Below are 12,478 nucleotides of genomic sequence, written 5' to 3' on the forward strand. Positions count from 1 at the left end.
TCACGAGGTACGGAATGATTTCTTATACAGTTATTCTTCTATATATAACACTTCACCGTTTCTGAGAAGGTGTACTGTGTCTCCAAGTACATACCCGGCATCTTCCGCCATCTCGATGTAGTGTCCGTGCATCTCCATGTCTCCATGGGCAGGGATTACATGTTCAGGATTCACCATACGCAGGAGTTCCCAGTGGTCTTCTCTATATGCATGCCCTGATACATGTACATTGTCATAAATCCTAGCGCCCCGCATCTTGAGCTTGGTCTCAAGGGCATAGCGGTTAGCCTGAGTCATAGGACTCGGAATCACATTTGCAGAGAAGATAACCTTATCTCCTGGCTCAATTACATATGGGGTTTCCCCGTTTGCAATGCGTACAAGGATAGATCCTGGCTCTCCCTGGTGCCCGGTAACAATTGGGAGGTACTTGTTCTTTCCATCCTGGATAATGCGTTTGAGAGCTCTATCTACATCCTTCCTCTGGCCGTGCATCTCGACATTGGAAGGCAGTTCCAGATAGCCAAGATCTTTAGCAGCCCCAACATAGCGTTCCATTGAACGCCCCAGAAGCACAGGAATCCTGCCCATTTCCCCAGCAGCTTCAATAATTGCTTTTAGTCTGGGAATATGGGAGGCAAAGGTAGTAATAATCATTCCTACATCTGACTCTTCTGTTCCAAGCAGTACATCCCTAACCATATCCTTTGCGATCTGTTCCGACGGAGTTTTACCTGAACGTCCGGCATTCGTGCTCTCTACAATCATTGCAACAACTCCTTCTTTCCCGAGGCTTTTAAGGCGCTCGAAGTCAGGAGCTTTACCCATTGTAGGAGTGCGGTCCAGCTTAAAGTCGCAGGCATAAAGGACCGCTCCAATTGGAGTGTGAACTGCTGCAAGCACACAATCAATAATACTATGCTGGACGTTGATGAACTCAATGGAAATATCTTCCGTAACCTGGTAAGTTCCGCCCGCATTCAATGGAATAACCCTGTTGCAAACCTCAAACTTGCGTTCGGCCTCGATCTGCTGCTTGATAAGAGCCGTTGTATAGGGCGTAGAGATAATTGGGGCATTATACCTATGAGCAAGTTTCGGAATTGCACCTATATGGTCAAGGTGCCCGTGAGTACAGACAATTGCCCGGACAGTTCCATTGATTTCTTTCATAATAGTATCATCAGGAATTGCTCCCATCTCAATAAGTTCGAGAGAATGCATTTTATCAATTTCAACATCCTCATGGATCTGAACCCTATCAAGACGAAGCCCCATATCCAGAATGATTATATCTTCACCTACAATAACTGCAGTCATGTTACGGCCCATCTCATTGTAACCGCCAACTGCAACAATTCCTATTTCAGTCATATTTTTACCTCTTATTTATTTTTTTATCCTTGTGAACCCCAATCCTTAAAAAACGGATCAGGTGATAACCTTAAAATGATAGCTGCGATGTGAATGGTACAGCATAGTTAGAGCCTAACACAGAATTAGCCTTAGAGCAACCATACCCAGCCCTGTTGCAGGAATAACTCCACTCCCGATGAGACGAATCAGGCTACATCTCTTGCAGAAGAATTCTACTTTAATATATCTGTTTATATACAGATACTCAAATGTTTGCCAAGCACGCTCCAGAATTGCCCCAGAACTGCCTTTAGATACTCTTCTCTTTATATACACATTTTTTTAAAGGATTCTACCTTTCCAGATCAAACAAAATCTGCTATTATTTCAATTACCAGGAGCCTTTACGTGCTCTTCTTTTACTGGCCAGTATTTTTTAGAACCTGATTTTCAATCAATCCTGTAAAGTTAAATTTCCGCCTTTAAAATGCTTTGAAAACATCCGCCTTTCTATTCTAGCTGATTTTTCTAGAGCTTATTCAGCAACCTGCTTTGTTATAATTAGGGCTTTTTTATTCCTGGTTTTATTATTGGGGCGTTTTTATATCTGGTTTTCTGGTTTATTCTGGTTTCTCTAATAAATTCCTGGTTTTATTCAATCCACTCTGAATTTATTCTGGCTTATACTGATTTATTCTGACTTATTATAATTTACTATAATATATTTTAGCTTCTTTTAATTTATTTTAATTCTATCCCAGCTGTTTCTCATCAAACCATTCTCATCTGGATAATTATATCATGATAACCTTATCAGGTGATTCTAACCTTCACCAGAAAATCCCTGAGTTTACAATTATCATAATAATTCTATTTCTGTAACGAAATTCCTTCATACTAAGTAATTTCAGCCTGAATAACTGTGAAAGAACTCTTTAGTGTAATTGATTTTACAATAATTCTATGAAACTAACTCTTAGTTTCATCGCCTTTAAGGTATTTTTATGAAACGGACTTCTGAACTTCATCGATTTTACAGCAATAATATTCTGGCAATTTATGAACCTGAAGCAGATCTAATGTATTGCTATTAACTCCAGATAATTCAGATGAATCCTATGCCTGTCCGTATAGTCCAAGTCAGTTTTCCAGGATTCGGAATGCAGACCACTTATTCATATTAACGATCTATTCCCGAACATTACTTTCATATTATGTATAAATATTGTTGTAGAACGACCCTTCTAATTAACATAACGGCTATTATATTTTACCGATATAATCCGAATATTAATACAGATCGGGTTTTAATATTTACAATACAAGTAAACCAAATTCTGCGCCAGGGTTCAGAACGAGTCTCCCGCTACGGCATAGTCTTTTACGTTAAAGCCACGCTGCCCCAAATATTCAAGAGTCCAGCCAGTAACAACCACAGGTGCGTTACGCATGTCCTGTATGTTTGCACAACCGCAGAGAAACATCGCAATCCTGAATTCATCCAGCATGCGAGAAAGGACTCTGACAACCGCTTCTTTCCCTTCAAGAGCAGGACCTACAAAAGGCAGGGCTGCACTTGCCGCACTGGCTCCAAGAGCAATGGATTTTGCGATATCAACCCCTGTCCTGATTCCACCGGTTGCGATAATTGGAAGGGAAACCCTAGACTCTATAATGCTGGCAACCGTGGGAATTCCAAAGTCCCAGAAAAGTTCCCCAAGGTGTTCGGAGGCATAATCTTCACTTTTTCTGGCTCGGTATACCTCAACGCCTGCCCAACTTGTGCCTCCCACACCTCCTACATCAATTGCAGACACGCCTGCTTTCTGGAGGAGAATTGCATCTTCCCTTGAGATCCCGGCTCCTGTTTCTTTAATAATTACTGGCTTGCTCAGTACGGAGCAGATTTCTTTTATCATGTCAAGACAGCCAGTGGCATCCCTATCCCCTTCTGGCTGGATGGCTTCCTGTAAGAAATTAAGGTGAATGGCAAGGGCGTCGGCGTCGATCATTTCTATGAGTTTTTCAAGTCCATCAATTCCATACTGGCGAATCTGAGCAGCGCCCACATTTCCGTATATAAAAGCATTCGGAGCTTCTTCCCTGATGACCCTGAAAGACTCTTCCTGGGAAGGGTCATCAATTGCAGCTCTCTGGCTTCCAACTCCCATTCCTACACCCAGCTCTTCAGCCGCAGCGGCAAGTGCAGCATTTACAGAAGTAGTGCCAGGGTGACCTCCAGTAATCGAAGCGATCAGAAAAGGAGCTTGCAGGCGTTTTCCAAGAAAGTCTATAGACAGGTTCAATTTATCCATATCGAGTTCCGGAAGCGCCCTGTGGATCAAGGTCACATCCTCAAAGCCCGCACTGACTTTTCGGGATTCAACCGGGCTTTCAGCACACAATTTCAGATGTTCGATCTTTCGCTGTGAGGTCGTGCTAATCATACTTCATACCCTTTTGTCCGGACTGATTGTGGTTCCCATAGATTCTCCGTTTAAGAACCGATATATATTATCCTCTTTCCTGGCATTGAATATATATGATGTAATACAAGACGTTTTGCTAAGTTCCAGAAGTTCCTGCACCTTCCCGAGCATCCCGCCCGTAACATCGGTACTTCCCGACCCCTTTATATAACGCTTGAAATATTCAAAAGTTTTTGGGGTGATCTCAGGTACGGTTTTTCCGTTGTTATCAAGCACTCCATCCTCTGCCGAGCCTAACCCGAGCCGAGTAATCTTGAGTTCTTTTGCAAGATAAGGGACTATCTGGTCTCCTGAGAGCACACACGCTTTGAGCTCAAGATCCATAACAACATCTCCGTGCAGCACCGGGACAAGCCCATTTTCGAGCATGAGCCTTATGTTATCAAGGTACATACTCTCAATTCGCCCGTTTCTGCAAACCGTACAGCACATAGGATGTACGGCTATAGCCCGGACTCCGTAATCATTTAAAGCATCTACCACTCTGGATGCAAGTTTCTTGACAGACTCATGTGTTACAATTGCTCCTTCAGGATCAAAAACCCTGCCAAGCCCATATTTTTTAGCATAGGTGTGCCCAAAAGAACCTGCACCGTGTACAATAATCATTTTTCCCCTGTATTCGGAAACTTCTTTTGCAATTCTCAGGAGGGCATCCTCTCTTACAACCCCTTGATCTGCAGCTTTGTCAGTAATGACACTGCCCCCAAGTTTCAGGATAACAGGTTCGGTTGAGACATTCATGCAATATCACTTAATACCTTTTTAAAATTTTCAGCTTCCTTTATGAATAACGCGAAATTATGAAATAAGACTCCAAGAGCTCAAAGTTTGAGTTATTCATTCTAACCTTAAGCCCTGTTCCGTGGGTTTTGTTATGATTGCTTTGCCCCCTGCACCTGTAATGGCTTCAGCAACCTGTGTACATTTGTCAGGTGCTGTAAGGGCAACCATACATCCCCCACCTCCACCTCCTGTACTCTTTGCTCCGAAAGCTCCAGCTCCCCGAGAGGAGTATATTAATTTGGAGAGCTCAAAAGTATTTACGCCAAGTGCGTCCAGAATACCCTGGTTCACATTCATAAGTTTGCCAATTGAAGAGTAATCTCCTGCCTGGAAAAAGGGTTCTGCGGTCTTGGAAATTCTTCCAATGACAACCATCAGAGGCTCTATAAGATGTGGATAACTTTCACGGAGTTTTCTCACATTTGTTACAAGCTCTTTTGTAGAAGCGAAAACTCCTGTATCCCCGATAACAATTCCGCAATCGGGCGTCTTCAGCTTTCTCCTATCGGGAATGGTCACAACCCCTCCGAATGTAGAAACATAAGTGTCAGTAGGACTTGCGGCTCCTTGTACCTGAATTTCGATTTCATGCCCCATTTTAGCGATTTCTTCGAGAGAGAGGCCACAGCCAAACATTTTATTGAGCGCACCTATACTTGCAATCGTAACAGCGGCAGATGAACTGAGTCCCGAGCCCACAGGAATCTCAGAATCAACTTTCAGATGAACACCATCTATTGGTACGAGTTCTCTCATTTTCTCAATGGCTGCGGAGATATAAGGATGTTTTTCAAAATCAATCCCTGTTCGGCCAATTTCCGACTGAATTATTATAGAGTCACATAATTCCACCCGCACACGGGTCCTTAATTCAATTGCACATCCTATTGCGGTTTCTCCGTAGACAACCGCATGTTCTCCGAAAAGATAAATTTTCCCGGGGGCAGAACACGAAATCATATTACTCCTCTGAAATTCATAAATTCGATTTAAGATATAAAGTAATGAATTTACATTCGAAATGAAAGCATATTGACTTCTAACTCAGTAATAAATTAATTTAATGGATTATTCAATTTATTTTTTATTGTTTTATTTTTTACAGACCTAGATTAGGTTAATAAAGTCTGAAATCCGTAAAAAATTTACTTGGAACAGGTAAGTGTTTCTGTATCTTTAATTAAAAACAGATGTACTCCGTTTTTCTACGGAATTACTCCACAATAATTGCGGCATATCCTACAACTGCGTTCATATCTCCGGAAACCTCACCACTATTTGAATATTTAAGCAGTTCAGCCCGAGTTGCACCAAGCTTCTTTGAGGCTGTTAGCATCGCAGAAATAGGTCCATATCCACATACGGATGCATTTCTTCTATAAAGCCTTTCATAGATTCCTGGAACATCCAGATTAAGGATAGCTTCTATAATTTCGTTATCCGTTTCCCTTGCAAGGTTTGCAGGCTGGTAATGAGTAAAATCGCTGGATGCGATGAAGGCGACTTTTTTCCCACTTTTTGAAACAAGGTTGGCAATAAGGGTCCCCACCTCAATTGCGGTCTCTTCATCCTGCATACCCAGGCAAATAGGAAGAATCCTGAAATTCTGATCAAAGCGGTATTGAAGAAAAGGAAGCTGAACTTCGATCGAATGCTCGTATCGGTGTCCAAGCTCATCCACATCAACAATACTTCCCGCTAGTCCTTCGGCAAGTTCTCGATCAACTTCGAGAGTTCCCAGGGGAGTTTTCCAGGTATCCGTGGATACTGACACCGGTGAACCATATCCCGTATGACTAGGACCAAAAAGGACATATGTATCGGCTTTGGGAAGAGCTGCATAAACGTGTGCAGCAACTCTTCCTGAATATACATATCCTGCATGCGGGCAAACCGCTCCCAGGATATTTCTTTCCCGGATATCCAGACCTTCAAAACATTGCTTAAGTTCTTTCTCCAGATTTTCAGGACGCAGGGGATAGAACTGCCCTGCAACTGCTGGCTGTCTCATTTATGATCACCCATATAAAATACGGGCTATTTTTATATATCCTTGCAGTCTGCAGGGCTGCCTTTCGGAATCAGAGAGGTGTTTCGAAGTCAGTCAACTCGTAATTGAAAGGAGTACTGTTAAGCCGGGAGACTTCCCTTGCAAGCAGCCAGTAGACAAGGGAAAGAGCTTTTCTACCTTTGTTGTTTGTGGGGATTACAAGGTCCACATTGGAAATCAGGTTGTTAGTATCACAGAGTGCTACAACAGGCACTCCGATGCTTGAAGCTTCCTTTAGTACCTGGGCATCACCTGCAGGGTCGGTTACAATCACAACGTCAGGCTCAAAGAAACCATGGATCTGAGGGTTTGTAAGTAAGCCTGGGATGAACCTTCCGAGCATTGCTCTTGTGCCTAATGCTCTGGAGAACATCCTTGCAGGATGCTGACCGTACTGCCTTGAAGAAACCACAAGGATCCTTGAAGGGTCATAGTGAGACAGCAATTTTGCTGCAACTCTTATTCTTTCATCTGTTGACTGGATGTCAAGCACATATAATCCATCAGTTCTGACCCTGTATACGAAACGCATCATATCCTGGGTCTTTTGCTGAGTGCCTATGTGAACGCCTGCTGCCAGGTATTCGTCAATAGAAACAAGAGAAGTAGAACCTTCTTTTGTAGGAGGTTCTTCTTCCTCTGCTTCTACAGGCACAGATCCGGTTTTTGCTGCGGCTTCCTTTTCAGGTGCAGGTTTTGCTTCAGCCACGATATTTTCTTCAGGCAAAGGCTGTTTGTTGTTTTCCTCCTGCCCTGTCTGCTCAATTTCCTCCATAAAGTCACCTCATAATATAGAATCAACAATAAAACACATTCAATATCTGAAAATGTATCCCACTGCGTTTTTAATTGGTTTTACGTTTGACCGTTATAGGAATAACTCCGGCCTTCAACTCTTTAATAGCAAGATTAAGAGGGTCCAGTCGCCCGTCATCTTCAACAAGGACAGGAGCTCCCATTGCAATTTGCAATGCTCTTGCGCCTATGATCCGTGCACGCTCAAACCGGGTATACTTTTCCTTGACCAACTGATCACCCTGAAATTTAAAAACGCTCCGATGAATTCCGATAATTTAGAATCATGATAAGTTTGATATTTTACAGTACATGCCTTAAAACCAGCACCCAGAAAATAGGGAAATGGGACCGCTGAGATTCGAACTCAGGTTCCGGCGTCCCGAACGCCGAAGGATGGACCAAGCTACCCTACGGTCCCTTACTGGTACGGCGAAAGCACATCAACGAGTTCAACATGGCTTAACAGCATTCTGCGACAGCAGTAGCGGGTGATCCCAAGATCATCCAGCACTGCAGCAGCGTTTTCGCCATCACTGACACGTCTTTTGTACTCATCCCAATAGTTTGAGATTACTTTTCCACATGAGAAACATCGGACTGGGATCATAGTCTTACCTGTAAGATTTCTGGTATTTAGCCCTTGCTCCGGGCCCACCGAAGTTCTTTGATTCTTTCTGCCTGGAATCGCTTACAAGTAAATTGCGGTCATAGCTTGCGAAGTTATCTCTGATGATTGTGTCATTTGTCCATTCCACAATACCTCTGGCAACTGCGGTCCTTACCGCATTAGCCTGTCCGATAATTCCGCCGCCCCGGACATCTACATTAATGTCAAGTCCAGAGACCACTTCATCTCCTGCGATCAGCAGAGGTTCTGAGATCTTCATCATTACAAGCTCTGGAGTATATAGCTCGAGCGGAATTTTGTTGATCCTGATCTTCCCGGTTCCTTTTGTGACTGTTGCACGTGCAGTTGCAGTCTTGTGCTTTCCAGATGAATTAACTACTTTGACCATGAGGACTCACCCTTTAAAATTTTGAACCCATTTTTTGGCTCACTTCACCAAGTTCAATATATTTACTTGAGCTTAAAAGCCTCATATCGGCATCTGCAATTGTGATTGTTTCAGTGTCCTTGAGTTCGGCGGGAACACCTACATAGACCTTAAGCCTGGACATTGCGTCTCTGCCTCTTGCTCTCTTATAAGGTAGCATGCCACGGACAGTCCTCTTAAGGATGCGGTCCGGACGCTTCGGGAAGTAAGGCCCGAATTCCGTAGCACCTCTTTCCCGGGTTTGCCGGTATTCTTTGAGGGTGGTCGCCCTTGAGCCAGAAATTACGGCTTTTTCAGCGTTTACAATATATATTTCTTCGTCTCCTGAAAGCAACTGTTTTGCAACTGTACTTGCAAGACGTCCTAGAATAAGCCCATTTGCATCGATAACCGTCATCTTCGACACCTCAGCGGAAAATCCGGATACCGGACCCTTTTGGATTTGCTTCCATTATCTCTTCGAGACTCAGGCACTTGCCACCGGCTTCAGTGATCTTGTCAACTGCAGAGTCACTGAAGGTTAAAGCCGCAACAGTTACAGGGTGGTCAAGAAGACCTGCGCCCAGTACTTTTCCCGGAATAAGCAGAACATCGTCCTCTGCTGTGTGCCTGTTAATCTTACTTAAATTCACAGCCGCATAGTTTCTGGACGGCATCTCAAGACGTCTCGCGATATCCTTCCAGATGGGGGCAGTGTTTGTATTTGCCCTCTCCTTCAGGGTAAGAATCAGGGAAACGATTCTTGGATTTGTTTTTCTTGTTAGTTTTACCAGTGATTTTTTACCCAATGTATGTTCCTCCGCAAGATTTGTATAAACCTCACTCACGCGGAAAAAAATTCCCTATCGCGTTCGAACATCGCTATAGCTGCTCCTTCGGAACTTGAATCCAAAAGCAGCAAATTTAAAGAACAAGCGATTAGTCGGAATTGGTATGATGTGAATAACATTTCTAGTACATAAAGATTATGTGCATCATTAGTCCGATTTGCAAGAATTCCAAATAATAATCTTTTTTGTCTCTAATATTTTTTTGATTCTGTTTGCTTATAGTCTCAATCTTCGATTTACTCATTAATCATAATACTTGCTTTTGAGCTAACCTCGTGATAGAATGTATTAGAAAGAAATCCCATTTTTATAATATTAAACGAATTATATTACTTGGGGAACAATTAGTTTTTGGGGAACAATTAGTTTTTGGGGAATAATCAGTGTTGGGAAAGCGGGAAATCTCGCATACAATTAGTATCCGATCTATAAGCAGGAGGCAAACGAATTTAGACTTCCTAATAAGTGTCAACAATATATTACTGCGCCTGGTACAAAATATGAAATAAGCGGGCAAGCGGGCAGGAAAACGCAAACAGAAAACCGCTGACAGAAAATGGGTGGTATTATCATGCTGACAGTTATTCAATACCTTCTGGATAGATTAAAGCAACTGGGAATAAGGGATGTTTTCGGTGTGCCAGGAGACTTTGCATTTCCAATCAACAACGCCATCTGTGATGATAAAGAGCTTCGCTGGATAGGCTGCTGCAATGAACTGAATGCTGCTTATGCTGCTGACGGTTATGCTCGTGTTAAAGGCATGTCTGCACTGTCTACTACTTTTGGCGTAGGTGAACTTTCCACACTATGTGGTATAGCAGGCTCTTATGCAGAGTATAATCTGGTATTCCATATTGTCGGAATGCCAAAAATACAGGTACAGAAGACTCATGCTATAGTTCATCACTCGCTGGGAGCCGGAGAATCCAGCATATTTATGGAAATGGCTACGCCAGTAGTATGTGCAAGTACGATGCTCACTCCAGAAAACTGTATTCAAGAAGTCGAGCGTGTTATCGAAACAGCCCTGGAGAACCACCGTCCTGTCTACATTGCAATACCTCACAACTATGTGAATGCAGATATTTCATCCTTTAATGCGCCTGTAAGAAAACCTGTAAAAAGCGACCCTGCAACTCTTGAAAAAGTGGTCTCGATTATTGCAGGTAAAATCTCGAATGCAAAGCAAGCCTGTGTTATGCCAGGTTTTCTTGTTGACAGGTTTGGACTCAAGGACCTGTCTATGGCTGTTATTAATGCTTCGGGCTTGCCTTATGTTACTATGGCTCTGGATAAGTCAGTGCTTGACGAGACTAATCCCTCCTACCTGGGATTATACATGGGAAAACTTATCAATCCTGAAATCCGAGAATTCGTGGAATCCTGCGACTGTATCCTTGTTATAGGCACTATCTTATCTGATGTTAACACAGGCAAGTTCACGGCTAAGCTGGATAAGTCCCGAATCATCAATATCATGCCTTCAAGTGCCCATATAGGGTATACCGATTATATCAATGTAAAGATGCTTGATGTACTGGAGGAACTCACCAAAAGGCTTAACAAGCGTACCGACATCAACGGCCCTTTTGCCAGACGTCCAGCTGTTCCAGAGATAAATGCTGAAGATCCGATAATGGCCGACTATTTATACGCGAAGTACGCGGAGTTCTTTAAGCCCGATGACATAATTATAGCTGACTCAAGCTCATCCTTTTATGGGTTACTACCCCTACTTTTACCAAAAGGAACTAAGTTCGAGAACCAGATGCTTTGGGCAGCGATTGGCTGGGCTACTCCCGCTTCCTTTGGCACTGCACTGGCTGCACCTGACAGGCGAGTAATTCTTATTACTGGAGAAGGGTCACACCAGATGACTGCTCAGGAAATCAGCCAATTTTACCGCCATGGTCTAAAGCCTATTATTTTCGTGCTGAATAACCAAGGCTACCTGATAGAAAGAATGCTGTCTAAAAAAGTAGATTACTGCTATAATGACCTTGCAGAGTGGCAATACTATAAGTTACCGGATGTTCTCGGCTGCAATGATTGGATTACGAGAAAGGTTACTACCTGCAGGGACCTTGATAAGGTCATGAGAGAGCTAGATAATGCTAAAACGGGCGCATACATCGAAATAGTTACACCGAAATTATCGGCTCCCTCGCTTATGGAAACAATTCACAAAAACTTGTAAAAAGTACAATTTAAGTCTATTAAGGAGTTAAGGGAAGTTGTTCTCTCAGGCGACTTTTCTCCGATATGTTTGAATAAAAATGTGGTCTTGAATTGAAAAATCTTGTCCAGAAGGAATGACGAAGAGCCAAAATTTGCCTTAGACAGCTGCAACTTCTCTTCTATTTAAGTAGTTACAGGTACTGTTATCTTCTGTTGAGTAGTTGCAGAAAATCTATTAATAAGATATGCCAAGTACCGACCTCGAAACCCTGTCATAAATTCCAGAAATATCGCATCCGAACTTTTTTGCTACAATAAGTGCCACGATCCGGATATCCACAAGATAGGAAAGCCGGTCCTGCATGAAATTAATCTCGGAAACCAATTTTTGCCGGCTTATCCCAATGTCTGCGGAGATAAATTCCAGAACCTGCTCAAAGGAAATTTTTTCTTTTACCTGCACTTTTTCTCCAGAACGGTCTGAATTTTCAAGAAAATTCTCTGACGGCTTGAAAGCATGTGGAACCCGGATACTTTCCACATCAAAACCGGGCACAAGAACCCCGGCTTTAAGTATTAGAAACCCTGCTTCAAGGGCTTTTTCCTTTACTTTTGAGGCAATTTTCGGGGAAAACCATTTCAGGTCAAAAGCCAGGGAATACTCAAAATCCTTTTCCGAGAGAGAAGTTGCAAGAGTTTTTTTAAAAGGAACAGAGACTACGCGTTTAAGTTCTTCCATTAACTGCACCCATAAAATTGATCTGACACAGAGAGTTTAATTTGATATTGAAAGTATAATATTTAAAATGTATAATATTGTTGAAAGTATACTACTATTGAAAGAATAATATTGATAAGAGTATAATATTGTTGAAAGTATGACATTTTAAGTGTATAATATTATTGAAAAGTATAATATTATTAATAGTGTAA

Annotated in this window: 13 protein-coding genes and 1 tRNA gene; 1 reads left to right on the forward strand and 13 read right to left on the reverse strand. The window is 42.5% G+C overall.

From position 1 onward, the window contains the following. Positions 1–30: 30 nt before the first annotated feature. The 12 genes from A9239_RS03625 to A9239_RS03680 all read right to left on the reverse strand — a co-directional run bounded on the left by A9239_RS03625 (position 31) and on the right by A9239_RS03680 (position 9,322). Positions 31–1,374: an RNase J family beta-CASP ribonuclease gene (locus tag A9239_RS03625; RefSeq protein WP_048120068.1), complete on the reverse strand. Its 1,344-nt coding sequence runs from the start codon at positions 1,372–1,374 to the stop codon at positions 31–33. A gap of 1,331 nt (positions 1,375–2,705) precedes the next feature. Beyond that, positions 2,706–3,803, reverse strand: coding sequence for a type 2 isopentenyl-diphosphate Delta-isomerase (gene fni, locus A9239_RS03630; protein WP_048154430.1), 1,098 nt, complete (start codon positions 3,801–3,803; stop codon positions 2,706–2,708). Between the two features lie 3 nt (positions 3,804–3,806). Continuing rightward, the gene (locus A9239_RS03635) at positions 3,807–4,589 is read right to left on the reverse strand and encodes an isopentenyl phosphate kinase (RefSeq protein ID WP_048154427.1); all 783 of its coding nucleotides are present in this window, start codon (positions 4,587–4,589) and stop codon (positions 3,807–3,809) included. A 96-nt stretch (positions 4,590–4,685) separates the two neighbouring features. Next, positions 4,686–5,591, reverse strand: coding sequence for a mevalonate kinase (locus tag A9239_RS03640; RefSeq protein ID WP_048154424.1), 906 nt, complete (start codon positions 5,589–5,591; stop codon positions 4,686–4,688). Positions 5,592–5,844: 253 nt separating this feature from the next. After that, positions 5,845–6,642 (reverse strand): MEMO1 family protein, encoded by a 798-nt coding sequence (locus A9239_RS03645; RefSeq protein ID WP_048154423.1) that lies wholly within the window; start codon positions 6,640–6,642, stop codon positions 5,845–5,847. Positions 6,643–6,712: 70 nt separating this feature from the next. Beyond that, positions 6,713–7,456, reverse strand: coding sequence for a 30S ribosomal protein S2 (gene rpsB / locus A9239_RS03650; RefSeq protein WP_048154420.1), 744 nt, complete (start codon positions 7,454–7,456; stop codon positions 6,713–6,715). 70 nt (positions 7,457–7,526) lie between these two features. Continuing rightward, a complete protein-coding gene (locus A9239_RS03655) occupies positions 7,527–7,709 on the reverse strand; it encodes a DNA-directed RNA polymerase subunit K (RefSeq protein ID WP_011306429.1) in 183 nt (60 codons plus the stop codon). Positions 7,710–7,822: 113 nt separating this feature from the next. Continuing rightward, positions 7,823–7,897, reverse strand: a tRNA-Pro gene (locus A9239_RS03660). Beyond that, positions 7,898–8,086 carry a DNA-directed RNA polymerase subunit N gene (locus A9239_RS03665; RefSeq protein WP_011306430.1) on the reverse strand — a complete coding sequence of 63 codons (189 nt, stop codon included), beginning with the start codon at positions 8,084–8,086 and terminating at the stop codon, positions 7,898–7,900. A 4-nt stretch (positions 8,087–8,090) separates the two neighbouring features. Further along, positions 8,091–8,495 (reverse strand): 30S ribosomal protein S9, encoded by a 405-nt coding sequence (locus A9239_RS03670; protein WP_048120079.1) that lies wholly within the window; start codon positions 8,493–8,495, stop codon positions 8,091–8,093. Between the two features lie 13 nt (positions 8,496–8,508). Then, a complete protein-coding gene (locus tag A9239_RS03675; protein ID WP_048154417.1) occupies positions 8,509–8,931 on the reverse strand; it encodes a 50S ribosomal protein L13 in 423 nt (140 codons plus the stop codon). A 10-nt stretch (positions 8,932–8,941) separates the two neighbouring features. Further along, positions 8,942–9,322, reverse strand: coding sequence for a 50S ribosomal protein L18e (locus A9239_RS03680; protein WP_048102688.1), 381 nt, complete (start codon positions 9,320–9,322; stop codon positions 8,942–8,944). A 613-nt stretch (positions 9,323–9,935) separates the two neighbouring features. On the opposite strand from A9239_RS03680, the gene A9239_RS03685 reads away from it, so the two are divergent. Continuing rightward, positions 9,936–11,564 (forward strand): alpha-keto acid decarboxylase family protein, encoded by a 1,629-nt coding sequence (locus A9239_RS03685; RefSeq protein WP_048156715.1) that lies wholly within the window; start codon positions 9,936–9,938, stop codon positions 11,562–11,564. A 216-nt stretch (positions 11,565–11,780) separates the two neighbouring features. Here the strand turns inward: A9239_RS03685 and A9239_RS03690 are convergent, their stop codons facing one another. Further along, positions 11,781–12,284 carry a DUF2240 family protein gene (locus A9239_RS03690; protein ID WP_048120084.1) on the reverse strand — a complete coding sequence of 168 codons (504 nt, stop codon included), beginning with the start codon at positions 12,282–12,284 and terminating at the stop codon, positions 11,781–11,783. Positions 12,285–12,478: the final 194 nt, after the last annotated feature.

It is taken from the genome of Methanosarcina sp. A14 (assembly GCF_001729375.1).
GTDB classification, from domain to species: domain Archaea; phylum Halobacteriota; class Methanosarcinia; order Methanosarcinales; family Methanosarcinaceae; genus Methanosarcina; species Methanosarcina barkeri.